The organism is Paraglaciecola sp., from assembly GCF_039942875.1.
Lineage (GTDB): Bacteria > Pseudomonadota > Gammaproteobacteria > Enterobacterales > Alteromonadaceae > Paraglaciecola.
Map to the genome: position 1 here is coordinate 21,351 of NZ_JBDVBQ010000034.1, position 18,087 is coordinate 39,437.

The following is an 18,087-nucleotide window of genomic DNA, read 5'->3' on the forward strand; positions in this document are numbered from 1 at the left end:
TTGGCATAATATCTGCTATTAAGATTATTTACTATTCTAAAATATAAGGAATAAGCATGGCGGTAAAATTAGAAGACAGGCCTATTGAAAGTATTCGAGAAGAAACCATAGACAGGCTTATTTATAATTACAGCCACGGTGTGATTTCGAGCGAAGCATTTGAACGCAGATTAGATGCCGCCATGGCCAGTCACAACCATCAAGAAATCGCTGACCTAGTTGCTGATTTAGAGTTGAACACTGACCCAGAATTCAAATCACAAAAAGAACGCCAATTTAATATAAATTATGCAGCTAGCAATAGCGATGATACAGATACTATTGTTAACGTGTTTGGAGGTTCGAATCGCAGTGGTCAATGGGCGGTACCCAGTGAGGTCAGAGTATTGACAGTATTTGGAGGTTCGGACATTGATTTCACAGACGCCATATTTAGCACTCAGCATGTCACTATCAAAGTAGTCTGTCTGTTTGGAGGCGATACGATTTATGTACCCGAAAACGTTAACGTGATATCTAAAGCCTTTTGCATTTTTGGTGGTGTAGACAACAAAGCGCCATCAATTGCATCGCGTCAGGCTCCAACTATTACCATTGAAGGCATAGTCTTATTTGGAGGCCTAGATATAAAGATTAGACGAACCATCAAAGAGAAATTTGTCGCCTTTGCCAATCAAATGAAAACCATGTTTAGTGATAAAACATAAGGCATTAGTTGGCTCGGCCATTGGCGGTGTCAGTATACGACTCGCCAATTATAGCTGACAGGCGTTCCCCTTCAGAATACCTCTCCCCTATTATTCATCGGTTTTAGGGGTAACTTCTTCACTGGCTAGTAATAATGCAAACCAATGGGTGTCAGGGTTCGACTCTAAGGCTATTTTTACGATCATAGTTAATGGTACCGACAACAACATACCAACTGTTCCTAACAACCAGCCCCAGAATATCAAAGATAGAAACACGACTAAGGTAGAAAGGCCTAAGCCACGGCCCATATATTTTGGCTCAACAGCATTTCCCATCACCATATTAGTGGCTAAGAAACCAACTGCAGTTAAACCAGCCGTAGTTGGCCCCAACTGGACTAACGCCAAGAGCACAGCAGGAACAGCCGCAATAATAGATCCAATATTAGGCACATAATTTAATAAGAAAGCTAAGACAGCCCACAACAAAAAGTGATCAACTCCCAAGAAATACAACCACAAACCAATAATTAAGCCCGTACCTAAACTCACAAGCGTTTTAATGGCTAAGTAGTTCTTTACCGATACTAAGAACTTATCTATTTGCTGCATCTTCATATCAGGGTCTGACAAAGCTATATGAATTTTTTTCGGGAAAGACTCAGCTTCAAAAAGCATAAACACAACTATCAGCAAGATAAGTAAAAAATTGGTTAGTACACCACCTAAACTCGACAACAGGTTAGTTGCCATGTTCATTGCAGCCCCAGGGTCTAGATAAGACATTAACGCGTCTTTATTGATAGAAATGTTGACTCTATCTAACTGACCGATGATCCAACCAAACTCCTGAACTAATTGTTCTCGGTATTTAGGCACATTTTGACTAAACTCATTCATTGACTGTCCAACCAAACCAGCCAGAACTAATCCAAAAACAACAATTAACAGTATAACTATGACAACAGCAAGCGCTCTGGGTAATTTATATTGATTAGCCCAAGTAATTATTGGACTACAAGCCATAGCGATAAAAACAGATAATAAAAATGGTACAACAATCGCACTAGCAGCTTTAATGCCGGCTAAAATAACAACTATGCTAGCTAATACTAATAATATTTTAACGGGTCTTTGTGAATTGATTTGCATAAATTGAGTCTAGATGAATACCTTGAGAGCAAACTAGCAGATCTATGTGGTATTTTGTAGTTAAGATCTAAAAGAAAATAAGTAAACAGTAGGAAAACAATGAAGTTAAACCCAGCAATAATAAGAATTAAAAACCTACGACTACGTACATATATTGGAATTAACGACGACGAAATTACCAATATGCAAGATGTAGTAATTAACATTAAAATCCACTATAACGCTGACCAGGCAACTGACTCAGATAAAATGGACGATGCCCTCAATTATAAAGTAATTACCAAGCGTATTATCAACCTAGTTGAAAACAACCGATTTTCTCTACTCGAAAAATTAACTGCCGATGTGTTAGTAATTGCTGCAGAACATGCTTGGGTGAACTATGCTGAAGTAGAAGTTGATAAACCCCATGCCTTACGCTTTTCTGATTCAGTATCCTTATGTTTATCATGCAATAAAAATTGAGGTGGAGACGCTCCCATGAAACTTAAATGAATATATTAATGACAGGCGGTTCTGGGTTAATTGGCTCTAATTTAGTGCCAATTTTGAGACCTAGTAACATAGCAGTTTATACCCGTAATGTGGCTAAAGCTGAACAAATATTAGGTCACAAAATTCATTTTTTATCGACCCTATCCCACCTAGAAAACTTAAACGATTATGACGTGGTCATCAATCTAGCCGGTGAGTCTATTGTTGCCAAGAAATGGACCGCTGAACAAAAGCGTATTATTGAAAAAAGCCGCTGGGACCTTACCGAAAAAGTTGTCAACTTAATCAAAGCTAGCGACAATCCACCTAGTATACTCATTAGTGGCTCTGCTATTGGTTATTACGGTAATCAACATGATAGAACTATCGATGAAGATTATACTGTAGCAAATGATGAATTTAGTCATACATTATGTGAGCGTTGGGAATTTTTAGCGAAGCAAGCAGAATCAGATCAAACCAGAGTGTGCATATTAAGAACAGGGATAGTTCTTAGTAAACGAGGGGGGGCATTACCAAAGATGTTATTACCCTTTAAATTAGGGCTAGGAGGCCCAATTTCCAGGGGGTCACAATATATGTCATGGATCCACCTAGAGGATATGCTACAAGGTATTTTACACCTAATCGAAAACAAGGGCTGTCGGGGGGTATACAACTTTACAGCTCCCAACCCAGTCACCAATCAAGAGTTTAGCCAAAAACTTGCAGAGTCGTTAAACCGCCCTTGCTTGTTCAGAGTCCCTGAGTTTGTGTTAAGAGTTCTAATGGGAGAAATGGCCGACCTAGTTATTTATGGCCAAAGAGTTGCGCCAACTAGGCTCTTAGATAGTGGATATAAATTTGTGTATCCTGAGTTATCGGGAGTATTCGATTGTCTACGGAAGTCACCTAAAGCAGAGCCTTAAATAAAGCTCTGCTTTAAAAGCAGGAGTTAAACCATTTTCCGTAACAAGTGACTAGTATTCAAGGATAACAAACGCCAGCAACCAATTGCTCCTAGACAGCCTACAACAATAGCACCTGCAACCGGAGCAATTCCCCAGTATTTCCAATGCATTCCTGCAGGCATTTGAAACACCTGAGTTTGTAATAAATATAAACTAAATTCATTCGATGCAGCGGCCATAGCTCCTGCCACCACGCCTATAATTATAAATTCATAGACCACACTTGAGCGTATTAGCCAACCTTTAGCTCCTAGAGTACGTAAAATAGCCAGCTCTTCTTGTCGCTCATCCATACTTGCTTGTACCTGGGCAATTAACACTAACGCCCCAGCAGCAAGCACTAACACCAAAATAAACTCTACCGCCACAGACACCTGATCCACAATATTACGCAACTGATTAATTCTGGCATCAACATCAATCAAAGTGACGTTAGCAAAAGGCTTCATTAACGAAGTAATATCTGCCTTTCTATCACTCGGTAGATTAAAGCTAGAAATATAAGTAGGGATGAAATTCTGTAAAGCTCTAGGCTCTATCACAAAGAAAAAATTGGGCTGCATAGATTGCCAGTTTACATCTCTAATACTAGTGACTTTTACGTTAACAATTTCACTACCAATATTAAACGTCAGCATATCACCCAACTCAAGTCTTAAGCGTTCGGCAATACCTTTTTCAATAGATACTTCATAGGGTCGCTCTGCTTCAGTAAGCGTCAGTCCTTCCTCAAACCAGGTACCTGCAATGATTTCAGTACCTTTTTGTAACTCTGTACTCCAAGTTAGATTGGCTTCTCGTCCCAATCCGTTACGCCCGCTATCTCTTTCATCAGGGTCTTCCTTTGATACTGCCGTTCTCACTTTTTCATCATTAACAGCAACAAAACGCCCCCTTACTACAGGATAAAACTTCTCAATATTTACGTCCTGCTTTAAGAAATGAGCTTGTAGATTGGGTTGTTGACTATGACTAATATTTACTAAGAAATAATTAGGCGTACCTTCAGGTAGCTGATTTTGCCATTGCTGCACCATATCATTGCGCATCACTAGTACCACCAGCAGCAACATTATGGTTACCGCAAAACTAATTAGCTGCACACTGTTATCCATTGCACGGCGACTAATTCTGGCCCAAGCCAACTGCCAAGGTCCCATTTTGCCTTGAGCAAACTTCCGCCCCACTCTAATTAACCCAAAGGTCACAAACATTAAAGTTGTTACTAAAGTGATACCAGATACAAACAAAATCGCACTAATTTTAAGGTTTTGACTATAGGCCCACATCAACAAAAATATAGCACCGCCAGAGGCCAGAAATTGCAACATACGAGAACGTAAACTTGCCCCTAAATCTCGGCGTAAAACGCGCAGAGGTGATACGGAAAACAACTTCAGCAAAGGATATAAAGAGAACAAAATAGCGCAAGTCGTGCCTGTAAAAATAGCAATAATTAACGGTTTCCAATGCCACGCATCTATGGATACATCGACTCTATCAGCGACAGCCATCACCACAACTTGCTGAATGGCATAACCTAAAGCGACACCGATGAATATTCCTAAGGTCGTAATAAAGACTATTTGCAACAGATAAATTTGCTGCACCATAGATTTTGGCGCCCCTAATGTTTTCATAATCGCAACAGGGTCATAATGCCTCTGGCTGTAACGCTGTGCAGCAACAGCAATTGATACCGCAGCTAACACTATGGCTAACAAGCTCGCTAGAAGAAAATATTGTCCTGCTCTACCAACAGAGCGGCCAATTGCCGACTCATCATCTTCGATCGAGTCCCAATCGTGTATCTCTCTATCTAATTGAGGTTCTAACCAATCATAAAATTTTTCTAAGTCAGCTCTATCACCAGTAAAAAAATAACTGTAATCAATACGGCTACCTGGGCCTTCAACATTTGTAGCCGCTAAATCTGCTTTCCTAATTAGCACTTTAGGGTCGCCGCCAAATACGCTAAAGCCGGCATCCGGCACTTCAGTTAAAACCTTAGTCACGGTAAAAACTTGGTCACCCACTTCAATAGAATCACCTAGGTCAATCCCTAAGGTTTGAAACAATTGCGACTCAATCCAGGCTTCGCTTTCGTTTGGCAAGCTATTGGTCGCTTTACCCGTTACAAAGGGCTCATCTGCGGTTTTAACCGTGCCTTTCAAAGGGTAACCTGTATCTGCTGCACGTAAAGAAACTAGGTCCATTTGCTCATTTGCAAACACCATAGAACGGGCATAGGTTTGATGTGCCGTGTTTAAACCCATTTCTTTGGCTTTTTCTATCCAACCTAAATCTATAGGTTTGTCAGACTCCAATACTCTATCTGCAGCAATGAACTCAGCACTTTTCTCTGTAAGTGCGGTTTCTAAGCGCTCACTAAAAAGTGAAAGGGATAAAACAGAAGCCACCGACAATATAATTGCCAAGAGTATAATAGTTAACTCACCACGCTTGGTTTCATGACGAAATAAACGCCAGGCTAAACTAAATGCTTGGTTATTCATTAACCCACCTTTTCAGAGTCTGACTCAGAAAACACTTCGGTTAATTCACCCGCTTGCATATGCAGTTGCCGTTGGCATTGGTCTGCCAACCCTTGGTCGTGAGTTACTAATACAAGTGTGGTGTTAGAGTTGTGGTTAAGCTCAAATAAAAGCTTTTCTATTTTATCACTATTGGCTGCATCTAAGTTACCCGTAGGTTCATCTGCAAATAATATTTTTGGCTCGCTTATAAACGCTCTAGCAATAGCAACACGTTGTTGTTCGCCTCCAGATAATTGATTGGGGTAGTGGGTCGCTCGATGTTCTAACCCAACGAGTGCGAGAATTTTCTCAGCTCTTTTTCTGGCATCAGAATGGCCTGCTATTTCAGCGGGTAACATAATATTTTCGATAGCGGTTAAGCTTTGAACTAACATAAAGCTTTGGAAAATAAATCCCACTTTAGCGCCCCTAAGTTGCGCACGCTGCTCCTCATCCATCACTTCCATGGCTTCACCATCAAGTGCAATTTGGCCTTCACTGACCTCATCTAACCCAGCTAATAAACTTAGCAGTGTAGATTTTCCGGAGCCTGACGCACCGACAATGGCAACTGACTCACCGGCCTTGACTTCGAAACTAATAGGCTTGAGGATCTGTAATTCACCCTGAGACGTATTAACTGTTTTACTTATTTTATTTGTCTTAATCATTACTTTAGGAGTCATAGTGGCTTTTCTTAATACCAATTCGTTGCGAAATAAAATTTATACATTAGTGATCCTTATACCCTTACTACTGATTTCGGATCAGTTAATGGCGAAAGAATCCAAGTTACTTATTCTTGGGGATAGCCTAAGTGCAGCTTATGGGCTAAAGCAAGAACAAGGTTGGGTTAGTTTGTTACAAGATGCGTGGCAAAACAAACCTATTACCATTATAAACGCTGCCATTAGTGGCGAAACCACAGACGGAGCGCTAGCAAGGCTACCTCGTTTACTAAATACCCACCAGCCAACACACGTATTTATTGAATTGGGTGGAAACGATGGATTACAAGGGCACCCCATCCCAAAAATGCGTGATAACTTACAAAGTATTATTGATTTAAGCCAAAAAAACGGCAGTAAAGTTTTTCTACAACAAATGCAAATACCAACCAATTATGGGCGCCGTTACACTGAGTCATTTACAAGTAGCTATACTCAATTAGCCAGTGAAAACAATATTCCACTCTTGCCTTTTTTCTTAGAAGAAATCGCATTAAACGAAAACTTGATGCAAAGAGATGGAATTCACCCTACTGCAGAAGCTCAGGTGATAATAGCAAAAGGTATGCAACAAACCTTAGAAGTATTAATCTTCCCCTAGCGGAAAAGCAATCAAACCACTACACTGGTATTACAAAGTATTGATAGGTAATAAGAGGAGTAAATAATGGACGTAGGATCAGCAGGGGCAGGATCAGTCTCACAAAACATTCCCACACAAACGGGCTCACAACAGCAAGTTGTTAGAGCTGAGCAGCAAGAAAGAGCCGACGTAAGTGTTGCACAATCAACAGGAAGTTCAGCTCCTCAAAGTAGTGAACGTGTTGGTAGCATTATAAATACTACAGTTTAATTAATACCCATTCCGTCAAACTAAAAAACGAGTCACTAGGCTCGTTTTTTGTTTCCTGAATTTAACTAATTCTTACTAGCCAAAGCCACTTACCTGTTAATATGTTTCAAAATATCTTCGGAATGTTGCAAACCACGGATTTCCATAAACAAAGTATCGGCTTGGGTATATTGACGTCTTAAATATCCTAACCATTGTTTTACGCGGTTAGGATAATACCTGCCTTTATCACCATAAATTTCATAACCTGAATAGTGAATCAACAACTCACGTACCTGCTCCCAAGCCATAGGTGCTTGTTTGTTTTTAATCACTTGCGCCAAATTGGGCATAGCCAAAGCTCCTCGGCCCAACATAATATTTTCGCAGTCTGACTGTTGTTGACAAGCTAGTGCATCTTGGCCTTTCCAAATTTCACCATTAGCGACAAGAGGAATATCTACTTGTTGTTTTATCTTGGCAATCCAATCCCAATAGGCTGGAGGCTTGTAGCCATCCACTTTAGTTCGAGCATGAACGACTAAAGAGTCGGCACCTGCGCTAGCAATTGCCTGAGCATTCTCAATAGCCAGCGAGCTATCTTCAAATCCTAAGCGCATTTTAGCGGTAACCACTTGATCTGCAGGAACAGCTTTGCGGACGGCAGCAACGATTTGATAAAGGGTTTCAGGCTCTTTTAACAGCACTGCCCCACCTTTACTTTTATTGACTGTTTTAGCAGGGCAACCAAAGTTAAGATCCACCCCGTGGGAGCCCAGCTCAATTGCCCGCACGGCATTTTCTGCTAGCCAATTAGGGTGTTGACCCAACAACTGCACTTTTACCGGCACACCACTTGGGGTAAGGCCACCATTTCTTAATTCAGGACAGAGCCGATAAAACACCTTTCTAGGCAAAAGCAGTTCCACCACTCTTACAAACTCTGTAACACATAAATCAAAGCCTCCCACTTGGGTCAGCATGTCACGCATAAGATGGTCAACGACCCCTTCCATCGGGGCTAAAGTAATTTGCATTAATAAAGATACTGTAGGTTAGAGGCCAAGAAAGCGGCGCATTGTAATATCAATTGCTTATTAGCACTAGAGTCAACAACAGATCAAACTAGTAGCTTAGTGTTTGTACTAAGGTTTTAGAGCTTTTCGTTGCTCGCACAACTTTAAAATTTGAGTTTTTCGGTGATCATCAGCTTGGCCCCAAATCAATATTTCATCTATTAACCTGTAACACCCCACACACATATCCTGCTTATCCAAACAGCAATTCCTAACACAGGGAGAAGTGACACTTAGTTCTGTTTTATATTTCATTTACCTTTAAAGCACTCTTTATTAAAAATCAGAACCGGAAATTATTAGTATCCAGGTATCAGGAATTAACTAAGTGAAATTCAAAGTGACTTACCTTAAATACGTCCTTGTATGTCACTTAACTAGTGTTAGAAGCTATTCTAAAACGGATATAGGTTCAGAAATTTTAGGCTTACCTTGATTGATTGATATTTCAACACGACGATTATTTCTGCGGCTTTCGGCATCATCAATTTCTGCTAACGGCGCAGTATCTGCTTTCCCTACTACAGACATTCGACTTTCATCGAATCCTTGGGCACGTCTTAACTCTTCTGCTACTGCGACCGCTCGCTGAGATGAAAGATCCCAATTGGAACGATATAGCTCATTTGAAATTTGCTGGCTATCGCTATGACCTGATACTTCAACATCTCCTGGCATATCTGCTAACAACACACCTATTTTACGCAAAATTGGTACAAATTGAGGTTGTAGAAACGCCGATCCAGCAGAGAAAGAGCCATTTTCTCTGATCCTAATCGTAATTTGCTGGCCCAAGGATTCAACTTCAATGGCACCATCAACAATTTCCTTTTCTAGTTTTTGAGCCACTTTACGCATACGTTCAGCAACTTCTTGGTCACTGGCAGCTTGGCTAGAAGTGCTTTGTTCTGAAGCAGTTTGCTGCGCCGCGCCACCTTTTTGTTCGCCCCTTTGTTTTTGGCGCCCGCCAGCTGAATCCTCATTACCATCTTGAAATTCCAACATTTCTTGAGTCATATCAGTAGTTTGTTGCTGAATGGTGTCAATGGGAGTCGGTTCAGGTCTGCCGGGACGAAATTCCATGGCAATCACGCTGGTGCCTTTAGGGATATCTTTGACTTCAATTTTATTCTGTACCCCAAATGCGAACTTCATTGACCCTGCTATTTGTTTAAACTTCAGTACATCCATCTCAGAGAAAGATAACAGTAGTACAAAGAAACACATCAAGAGTGACATTAAGTCAGCAAAAGTTCCCATCCAGGCAGGTAGTCCTTCTGGAGGACATTTAGGGCATTCATCTTCCATTTTTTACTCAGCGTCTTCTGATGAGCCACGTTTACTGGCGGCTAAATAATTTTTCAAAATGCCTTCAATCACCCTAGGGTTTTGACCATCGGCAATACCAATAATGCCATCCAGTACTAAGCTTTGATTTAATTTTTCTTCTTCCGAGCGATTTCCTAATTTAACAGAAATAGGCAAACAAAGGAGGTTAGCCAACATTGCACCGTATAAAGTTGTAAGTAATGCCACTGCCATTGCTGGGCCAATTGATTTAGGGTCATCCATGTTAGATAACATAGCCACTAAACCGACTAAGGTTCCAATCATCCCCATAGCAGGAGCAACATCACCTAAGCCTTTAAACATAGTGGCACCAAACTCATGGCGTTCGGCACTCATAGCGATGTCTTTACCCAAGGTAGCTCGTACCACATCAACATCATGGCCATCTACAAGCATATCTACACCTTTTTGCATAAATGGATTGTCTATCTCAGCTTCTTCTAATGCTAAAAACCCGCCTTTACGTGCTGCATCTGCCATCTCCACTATTTTTTCAATCTGCGATTCAGGGGAGTCAATTTTGAACATAAAAGCTTTACCGGCAACCTTGCCCGCGCCAAAGAACTGCCCTAATGTATATTGAGACAAGACCACAAATAAACTACCGCAAAATACAATCAAGATAGAAGGTACATTGATAAACATGGCAATATCGCCACCTTGGATCATTGCCATGACAACAAAACCTATGGCGCCAAGAATCCCGATTATGGTTGCTAAATCCACACTATGCTCCAAAACAATGGTAAAAACGTGTCTGAATATTTAGTTAAGATTAATGCCTGTTATAACGACATACAACTTTAAAAATTAACCAAATGACTCAGTTGTTAATCTATAATATCGACTATCTTCTTTTTTTCTGTAGCTGGCATCAAGTATAAATGATGGATTAAAATCATTATCTTATATAAGTCACTTATAATGGGTATTTCTAAAAGTATTTGACCCTATTTTTGAGCTCAGGTATGGTGCGTGGCTCCCAGCATTCACCACCATTGATATAAAGAATACTATGACCACTCGTAAAAAAGCAGACTCTCTTACTTTTGAGCAATCCATGAAAGAATTAGAAAGCCTTGTTAGTCAAATGGAACAAGGTGACTTACCACTAGAAGATGCGTTAAAAAATTTTGAACGTGGCATTGAATTAGCCAGACACAGCCAACAAAAGTTAAAAGATGCTGAACAAAAAGTACAATTACTTACTACCCAAAATGGTCAGCAAAATCTTGATGTATTCGAAGAAGGCAATTAAGTTCACCAAATGAGTTTAGATACATACAGAACAACGGTTTGCGATAGAACCAACAGTGCCTTAAGTCAAAATATACAAGCCCTGCCAAATCATGCCGAAAAACTTAAACAGGCAATGGAGTACGCGCTATTAATTGGCGGCAAAAAGATGCGTCCTTTTTTATTACACGCCACGGGCAAAATGTTAGGTGTATCAGAAACAGACCTAGATTGCCCAGCTACTGCAGTAGAAGCAGTGCACGCATATTCATTAATACACGATGACTTACCTGCCATGGACGACGATGACTTACGCCGTGGCCATGCAACTTGCCATATTCAATTTGATGAAGCCACTGCAATCTTAGCGGGAGATGCTTTACAGACCTTAGCATTTGAAATTTTATGCCAACACCCATTGAGCCCAACCAATGACGCCAAACGCATTCAACTAGTAAATATTTTAAGTAAAGCCTCTGGCTATTTAGGCATGTGCGGTGGTCAAGCTATGGACTTAGCGGCAACAGATAAACGTATTAGCCAAGCTCAGTTAGAAGCCCTTCACAATAAAAAGACAGGAGCCTTGTTATCTGCTTGTGTAGAAATGGCCATAGTCTTAGCCAAAAATGTAAGCCAAGATAGTCGTGAAACCCTACTAAAATATGCGCAAATTATTGGACTAGCCTTTCAGGTACAAGATGATATTTTAGATGTCATTGGTGATTCAGAAGTGCTTGGAAAACCACAAGGTTCAGACCAAGAGCAAAATAAAAGTACCTATCCTGCGATGCTGGGTTTAGAGCAAGCGCAAAGTTATCTGGACGATCTACATAAACAAGCACTTCAAGCTTTGCACACTTTGCCTTACAATACCCAGATCCTGGCCGAATTTACCAATTTTGTTATTCATCGCGCCTATTAATGAGTTGATACACATTTAATGACATTAGATATTGCCCACTACCCTATTCTTGCCGAAGCTAACACTCCCGAGCAATTAAGAGACTTACCCAAAGAAAAACTAAAACAACTATCTAAAGAGTTGCGAGAATATTTGCTTTCAAGTGTAAGTAAAAGTAGCGGGCATTTTGCCTCTGGACTTGGCACGGTTGAATTAACCGTGGCTTTACACTACGTGTACAACACTCCTTTTGACCGTTTATTGTGGGATGTAGGCCATCAAGCTTATCCTCATAAAATCCTCACTGGCCGCCGTGAGCGCATGCAAACCATCCGCAAAAAAGATGGTTTACATCCCTTTCCTTGGCCCCCAGAAAGTGAGTACGATACCTTTGCTGTAGGTCATTCATCAACCTCTATTAGCGCTGCATTAGGCATGGCAGTCGCTGCCGAAAAAGAAGCTCTAGGTCGTAAAGTAGTGGCGGTTATTGGCGATGGAGCGATGACAGCAGGCATGGCATTTGAAGCCTTAAATCATGGTGGCGATATAAACAAAGATCTAGTTGTGATTTTAAATGACAACGAAATGTCAATATCAGAAAACGTAGGAGCACTTAATAGCCACCTTGCCAGACTTTTAACAGGAAACGTATTCAACTCAATTCGCGATGGTAGTAAAAAGCTACTTAGTAACGTTCCCCCAATCAAAGAATTTGCTAGCCGCGCAGAAGAGCACATTAAGGGTATGGTAGTACCCGGCACCATTTTTGAAGAGCTTGGCTTTAAATATATAGGCCCCATTGATGGCCACGATGTAAATGGCGTAGTAGACACCCTTAAAAATATGCGTGGCATAAAAGGCCCCCAAATCCTTCATGTAGTTACCAAAAAAGGCAAAGGCTACGAACTTGCGGAACAAGACCCGATCAAGTTTCATGCAGTGCCTAAGTTTAACCCAGAAGCCCAAGGTTTGCCCAAAGCGCCTCCAAGTGACCCAACTTTTTCAGCAGTATTTGGTGATTGGTTGTGTGATATGGCAGCCCAAGACCCTAAGTTAATGGCAGTGACTCCTGCGATGCGTGAAGGTTCTGGTATGGTGACATTTTCACAGAAATTTCCAGCACAATACTTTGATGTGGCTATCGCCGAACAACACTCAGTTACTTTTGCTGCAGGGCTTGCCAAAGAAGGCTTAAACGCAGTGGTTGCCATTTACTCAACCTTTTTGCAACGTGCTTACGACCAACTTATTCACGATGTAGCCTTACAAAATTTACCTGTACTGTTTGCCATAGATAGAGCAGGCATAGTAGGGGCAGATGGCCCGACTCATCAAGGTGCATTCGACATTCCATTTTTACGCTGTATTCCAAACATGGTGATCATGACACCTGCAGATGAGAACGAATGTCGACAAATGTTATACACAGGGCATAAATTACAAAAGCCTGCTTCAGTACGTTATCCTAGAGGCTCAGCGACAGGGGTTACCCCCGAGACAAACATGACCGAGCTAACAATAGGTATAAGTCGCACTATTAGACAAGGCGAAAAAATCGCGATTCTCAATTTTGGTGTTCTACTAGAACAAGCTCAACAGGCGGCTGAAGAAATTAACGCCACTGTAATTGATATGCGCTTTGTTAAACCTTTAGATACCAAAATAATCGATGAATTAGCTGCTAACCACGATCTATTTGTCACCTTAGAAGATGGTGCAATTATTGGTGGCGCTGGTAGTGCTGTGGCAGAGTACCTAATGGCAACTCAACTCAGCTGTAAGCTATTACAACTAGGCCTGCCAGATGAGTTCATCATGCAAGGTACGCAACAAGAAATGTATGCTGAACTGCAACTAGATAGCTCAGGTATACTGTCAACAATAGAAAATTTCTATAAATAACTAGGTAGAACTTTTATCATCAATAGCCTGCTAAATTCGCTGCTTGATTAATTCTACAGTTTACACATTAAGTGGCAAGGCGGTCCCCAATACCCTGCGATACTGCAATAGCAATAACAAGGTTACTGTCTAATGCAGTAACCTATTAGTAGAGGTTTACAGACTCAAGCTATGAATGTTTAAGCTCACCACTGGCCGACTCAAGGTGCGCCCTAATAAACCATTGAAACTGCTCTAATGCAGCTAGCTGGCTAGTGATAATATCTTCTGATACAGGGTCAATTTCAGCAAGATTATCAATTGCTTTACGGTGGTCTTTGTTAATGCCTGTATATACATGATCAAGGGCAGATAAATGCTCACTTATCAGAACCTTTCCTAATGAGTATTCATCCCACGAACGCCTATCAACAATCGACTTAGGCGTGCCAACAGGTATACCGCCCAAGGTGGCAATTCGCTCAGCTAAGGTGTCTGTCATTTCTCTAACACTTTCAACCTGGGGATCTAGCATTTCATGTACACTAATAAAGTTAGGACCAACTACATTCCAATGAATGTGTTTAAGGGTAAGTTGTAGGTCGATTAAAGCCACCATCCTATCGTCTAGTGCAGCTATCGCTTGTTGAGAAGAACCATTACTAACACTTGGGGCTGTAAATTTTGCTACTTTTAAAGAACTCATGTTTACTCCTGTCATTTTTACTTGAGAAAACCATTCACTCAAGAGTTAAATTTCACAGGTAAGTTTGCAATCCTCATACCCAGGCACGAAAAAACTTAAGCTATTGTTTTAAATACACTTTACTATTTCTTATATTCAATTTTTGCAAAAAACATATAAAAAATTGAAATACTTACACCTAAGTGCAACCTATTTACATAGTTGTATGAATTCAGTGTTCTTCAATCTAGAATTGATTATTAACTAAACCGATAGCTTATAAACAAACCTTAATTGCCCAAAGTAAAGCATGAAATCCAACAAATTTATCTAAAGTACTTAATATGCGAAGTGCATGCTTAAGTATGCGAAACTAATACCTGTCGCGCAGTACTTAGGTACACCAAATAAATAGTCTAAACTTCGTACTAGCCCCCAGCGGCTATTGAGAGAATCATCCATTTAACCTAGAATGCCCAGCGCAATAATTAACAGTACACACCAACATAAATTTTTAATCTAATGAAAGGAAAATTCCTATGCCTACAGCTAGTGCCCGTCATATTTTGGTAGAGACAGAAGAGAAATGCTTAGCGTTGAAACAAGAAATAGCCGATGGTGCAAAATTCGAAGATCTTGCTAGCCAATCTTCATGCCCTTCTGGTGCTCAAGGGGGCGCGTTAGGTAGTTTCAGCCAAGGCCAAATGGTGCCTGAATTTGATAAGGTTGTATTTAACGACGAATTGAATGTGGTTCATGGCCCAATTAAAACCCAATTTGGTTACCACTTATTAGAAATTACTGAACGTTCAGCTTAATTTCTGAATGCTTAACACTTGAAAATCAGAGTTAACCTTAACTCTGATTTTTATATTCACACCTTACTATTTAGTGTGGGTATAAAGTTCCGCAATATAACTGCCACCTTTAATATTTAATACCAACCTCAATTTATAACTTTGCCCTGCACTAGCGACTAAGCCACGCAAATTAGTTTCTGTATGCCAATAATAAGGGCTTTGAATCATGCCTAATGGATACGCTGTAGGTTGATTGTTTTCATCTACTAAAAACAGTGTGGCACTGTCCAAAGGAAAGGTTGAGTTAACAGTGGTTAGGTTATCTTTATCAAAAACATTCACTTCAAAATCGCCTGATTTTAAAACACAGGTTTGATTGATTACATCACAATCACCAACAGGGCTTAGCTGCACCACTTTGTCTTCTTGAGCTTGATCCTCTACATAATAATCGGCGGCGATATAGCCAATTACAGCAAGGATAGGTGCCACCATAAAGGCAATTTTTGTATGTTTGTTCATCGTTTTTATTTACCCTTAAAACTATTTAAAATTGTATATCCAATAAAAAATTTTTTCACTTCGATACATGGGTCATGCTAACTGAATTTCAATATAAAGGTTCATAAAAATAAAGGCTAAAGAAAGTATCTTTAGCCTTTTAGTTTCAGAAAAACGTATTAAATCGTAGTAACAAGTTAACTTATCTAATGGTCACTGATTGCACCGGCGCCACCTGGGCTACGCATGTTTTCGACTAAATCTTGAATTTCTGCAGGAGCTGGCCCAGTAAACTTCAACACGATAAAAGCAACCGCAAAGTTAACGATTGCGCCCACTACCCCAAATGCATTTGGCGAAATACCAAAGAACCAATTTGGTGCCATATCACCTAAAAACGAGGTACCAGGGACAAACATAACGCCTTTATGTTGGAATACATACAGCATAGTTATACCTATACCCGAACACATTCCTGCTACCGCAGCAGTCCCACTCATTTTCCTAGAGAAGATACCCATCATTAACGCGGGGAATATTGATGATGCAGCCAAACCAAAGGCGAGCGCTACTGTCCCTGCCGCAAATCCGGGCGGATGCAGCCCTAAGTAACCCGAGACTAAAATAGCAAGTGTCATCACTATCCGCCCTGCCATTAACTCGTTTTTCTCTGATAAATCTGGTGTCAGAACCCCCTTCATTAAATCATGGGATATGGAAGATGATATAGCTAATAACAAACCAGCAGCCGTTGACAGTGCCGCAGCTAAACCACCGGCAGCTACTAGAGCAATCACCCAGTTTGGTAGGTTAGCTATCGCAGGGTTAGCTAGTACCATAATGTCGTTATCAACTTTAACCATTTCATTAGTGGTTGCATCTGCAGAGTATTGAATTTTGCCATCACCGTTTTTATCTTCAAACTCTAATAAGCCGGTGTTTTCCCAGTCTTTAAACCACTGAGGACGCTTTTCATATTCTAAGTGCTGACCAGCAGTTGGCTCTATTGTGTTCATCAAATTAAGACGAGCCATGGCCCCTACAGCAGGAGCAACTGTATAAAGTAAAGCGATAAATACCAAAGCGTAACCCGCAGAAGAACGCGCAGCCTGTGCTGTAGGAACCGTAAAGAAACGCATGATTACATGTGGTAAACCCGCTGTACCTATCATTAACGACATAGTGTAAGCGAACATATCCAAGGAACCATTCATGTTGCTTGTGGTGTATTCCTTAAAGCCTAATTCCGTTACAACTAAGTCTAGTTTGTCTAATAAATAAACGCCGCTACCATCAGCTAACGTAGAGCCTAAACCAAGTTGCGGGATGGGATTACCTGTAAGTTGAAAAGAGATAAAGATAGCAGGAATAGTATAAGCAAAAATCAATACACAGTATTGAGCTATTTGGGTGTAGGTTATCCCTTTCATACCGCCTAATACAGCATAAAACCATACTACGGCCATACCTATACCTAGACCTAAACCGTAGTCAACCTCTAGGAAACGTGAGAATGCAACCCCCACCCCTTTCATTTGACCAATAATATAGGTTAATGACGCTAAAATTAAACAGACCACAGCAACAATACGGGCTGTTTTTGAGTAATAGCGATCGGATATAAATTCAGGCACTGTAAACTTACCATGCTTACGCATATAAGGAGCAAGCAGCATAGCCAGTAGTACATACCCCCCAGTCCATCCCATTAAGAATACCGAACCACCGTATCCTAGAAAGGCAATTAAACCGGCCATAGAGATAAAAGAAGCAGCGCTCATCCAGTCGGCACCAATAGCCATGCCGTTTTGCATGGGAGTAACACCACCACCCGCTACGTAAAAATCACTTGTAGAAGCAGCACGAGCCCACCAAGCAATAGCAAAATAAATACTAAAAGAACCAAATACTGCAATGTAAGTATATAGTTTTAATTCATCCATTATGATTCATCCTCAGCTTGGTATTTTTTGTCCAGCTTGTTCATTTTGTAGCCATACCAAAATATCAAACCAACAAAAACGTAAATAGAACCCTGTTGTGCAAACCAGAATCCAAGTTTATAACCACCGAGACGAAATTCGTTGAGTGGTTCTACTAATAACAAGCCAAAGCCAAATGATACGATAAACCAAATGACTAGACATATTGTTATCAAGCGCAGGTTTTCCTGCCAATATGTTGTCTTCTTTTCCACTTTATTCTCCTAGCACTGATGCCGTTTTATTTATTACACTTGCTATTTTTGTAATAACGATATTTTTTGAGTAAAAG

20 protein-coding genes are annotated in these 18,087 nt (G+C 40.5%); 9 read left to right on the forward strand and 11 right to left on the reverse strand.

Translation table 11 applies throughout. The features are described from left to right. Window positions 1-56 precede the first annotated feature (56 nt). On the forward strand, window positions 57-707 hold the full coding sequence (locus ABJE44_RS11685) for a LiaF domain-containing protein (protein WP_348111513.1): 651 nt from the start codon (window positions 57-59) through the stop codon (window positions 705-707). A 90-nt stretch (window positions 708-797) separates the two neighbouring features. Here the strand turns inward: ABJE44_RS11685 and ABJE44_RS11690 are convergent, their stop codons facing one another. Continuing rightward, window positions 798-1,841, reverse strand: a complete 1,044-nt coding sequence (locus ABJE44_RS11690) for an AI-2E family transporter (RefSeq protein WP_348111514.1) — start codon at window positions 1,839-1,841, stop codon at window positions 798-800. A 99-nt stretch (window positions 1,842-1,940) separates the two neighbouring features. Here ABJE44_RS11690 and folX point away from each other — a divergent pair, with 99 nt between their 5' ends. Both folX and ABJE44_RS11700 read left to right on the forward strand, forming a co-directional pair. Continuing rightward, window positions 1,941-2,306 carry a dihydroneopterin triphosphate 2'-epimerase gene (gene folX, locus ABJE44_RS11695; protein ID WP_348111515.1) on the forward strand — a complete coding sequence of 122 codons (366 nt, stop codon included), beginning with the start codon at window positions 1,941-1,943 and terminating at the stop codon, window positions 2,304-2,306. A 26-nt stretch (window positions 2,307-2,332) separates the two neighbouring features. Further along, window positions 2,333-3,244 (forward strand): TIGR01777 family oxidoreductase, encoded by a 912-nt coding sequence (locus ABJE44_RS11700; RefSeq protein ID WP_348111516.1) that lies wholly within the window; start codon window positions 2,333-2,335, stop codon window positions 3,242-3,244. Between the two features lie 26 nt (window positions 3,245-3,270). On the opposite strand, the gene ABJE44_RS11705 is transcribed toward ABJE44_RS11700, so the two are convergent. Together ABJE44_RS11705 and ABJE44_RS11710 are read right to left on the reverse strand one after the other, a co-directional pair. Next, entirely contained in the window at window positions 3,271-5,802 is a 2,532-nt protein-coding gene (locus ABJE44_RS11705; protein ID WP_348111517.1) for an FtsX-like permease family protein, read from the reverse strand. Further along, a complete protein-coding gene (locus ABJE44_RS11710; protein ID WP_348111955.1) occupies window positions 5,802-6,494 on the reverse strand; it encodes an ABC transporter ATP-binding protein in 693 nt (230 codons plus the stop codon). The genes ABJE44_RS11705 and ABJE44_RS11710 overlap by 1 nt, the downstream gene beginning before the upstream one ends. 16 nt (window positions 6,495-6,510) lie before the next feature. Between ABJE44_RS11710 and ABJE44_RS11715 the strand changes: the two genes are divergently transcribed. Together ABJE44_RS11715 and ABJE44_RS11720 are read left to right on the forward strand one after the other, a co-directional pair. After that, a complete protein-coding gene (locus ABJE44_RS11715) occupies window positions 6,511-7,152 on the forward strand; it encodes an arylesterase (protein ID WP_348111519.1) in 642 nt (213 codons plus the stop codon). 66 nt (window positions 7,153-7,218) lie between these two features. Further along, window positions 7,219-7,404 (forward strand): hypothetical protein, encoded by a 186-nt coding sequence (locus ABJE44_RS11720; RefSeq protein WP_348111520.1) that lies wholly within the window; start codon window positions 7,219-7,221, stop codon window positions 7,402-7,404. An 89-nt stretch (window positions 7,405-7,493) separates the two neighbouring features. Here ABJE44_RS11720 and dusC read toward each other — a convergent pair whose 3' ends face one another. The 4 genes from dusC to pomA form a co-directional block, all read right to left on the reverse strand. Next, on the reverse strand, window positions 7,494-8,420 hold the full coding sequence (dusC, locus tag ABJE44_RS11725; RefSeq protein ID WP_348111521.1) for a tRNA dihydrouridine(16) synthase DusC: 927 nt from the start codon (window positions 8,418-8,420) through the stop codon (window positions 7,494-7,496). 108 nt (window positions 8,421-8,528) lie between these two features. After that, window positions 8,529-8,714 (reverse strand): DUF1289 domain-containing protein, encoded by a 186-nt coding sequence (locus ABJE44_RS11730; RefSeq protein WP_348111522.1) that lies wholly within the window; start codon window positions 8,712-8,714, stop codon window positions 8,529-8,531. 135 nt (window positions 8,715-8,849) lie between these two features. Further along, window positions 8,850-9,767 (reverse strand): flagellar motor protein MotB, encoded by a 918-nt coding sequence (locus ABJE44_RS11735; RefSeq protein WP_348111523.1) that lies wholly within the window; start codon window positions 9,765-9,767, stop codon window positions 8,850-8,852. Between the two features lie 3 nt (window positions 9,768-9,770). Continuing rightward, complete coding sequence (pomA, locus tag ABJE44_RS11740; RefSeq protein WP_133469331.1) at window positions 9,771-10,535, reverse strand: flagellar motor protein PomA; 765 nt, start codon at window positions 10,533-10,535, stop codon at window positions 9,771-9,773. Window positions 10,536-10,824: 289 nt separating this feature from the next. Between pomA and xseB the strand changes: the two genes are divergently transcribed. Genes xseB through dxs form a run of 3 tightly spaced genes read left to right on the forward strand, consistent with a single transcriptional unit; the run spans window position 10,825 to window position 13,848 of the window. Beyond that, entirely contained in the window at window positions 10,825-11,067 is a 243-nt protein-coding gene (gene xseB, locus ABJE44_RS11745) for an exodeoxyribonuclease VII small subunit (RefSeq protein WP_348111524.1), read from the forward strand. A gap of 9 nt (window positions 11,068-11,076) precedes the next feature. Then, window positions 11,077-11,967 carry a (2E,6E)-farnesyl diphosphate synthase gene (gene ispA / locus ABJE44_RS11750; protein WP_348111525.1) on the forward strand — a complete coding sequence of 297 codons (891 nt, stop codon included), beginning with the start codon at window positions 11,077-11,079 and terminating at the stop codon, window positions 11,965-11,967. An 18-nt stretch (window positions 11,968-11,985) separates the two neighbouring features. Further along, window positions 11,986-13,848 carry a 1-deoxy-D-xylulose-5-phosphate synthase gene (dxs, locus tag ABJE44_RS11755; protein WP_348111526.1) on the forward strand — a complete coding sequence of 621 codons (1,863 nt, stop codon included), beginning with the start codon at window positions 11,986-11,988 and terminating at the stop codon, window positions 13,846-13,848. 169 nt (window positions 13,849-14,017) lie between these two features. On the opposite strand, the gene dps is transcribed toward dxs, so the two are convergent. Further along, a complete protein-coding gene (gene dps / locus ABJE44_RS11760) occupies window positions 14,018-14,548 on the reverse strand; it encodes a DNA starvation/stationary phase protection protein Dps (protein WP_348111956.1) in 531 nt (176 codons plus the stop codon). A gap of 503 nt (window positions 14,549-15,051) precedes the next feature. Between dps and ABJE44_RS11765 the strand changes: the two genes are divergently transcribed. After that, window positions 15,052-15,330: a peptidylprolyl isomerase gene (locus ABJE44_RS11765; protein WP_348111527.1), complete on the forward strand. Its 279-nt coding sequence runs from the start codon at window positions 15,052-15,054 to the stop codon at window positions 15,328-15,330. 66 nt (window positions 15,331-15,396) lie between these two features. On the opposite strand, the gene ABJE44_RS11770 is transcribed toward ABJE44_RS11765, so the two are convergent. From ABJE44_RS11770 to ABJE44_RS11780, 3 genes are all read right to left on the reverse strand, one after another. Next, window positions 15,397-15,834, reverse strand: coding sequence for a hypothetical protein (locus ABJE44_RS11770; RefSeq protein ID WP_348111528.1), 438 nt, complete (start codon window positions 15,832-15,834; stop codon window positions 15,397-15,399). A gap of 185 nt (window positions 15,835-16,019) precedes the next feature. Then, on the reverse strand, window positions 16,020-17,756 hold the full coding sequence (locus tag ABJE44_RS11775; protein WP_348111529.1) for a sodium:solute symporter family protein: 1,737 nt from the start codon (window positions 17,754-17,756) through the stop codon (window positions 16,020-16,022). Next, on the reverse strand, window positions 17,756-18,010 hold the full coding sequence (locus tag ABJE44_RS11780) for a DUF4212 domain-containing protein (protein ID WP_133469323.1): 255 nt from the start codon (window positions 18,008-18,010) through the stop codon (window positions 17,756-17,758). The genes ABJE44_RS11775 and ABJE44_RS11780 overlap by 1 nt, the downstream gene beginning before the upstream one ends. Between the last annotated feature and the right edge of the window lie 77 nt (window positions 18,011-18,087).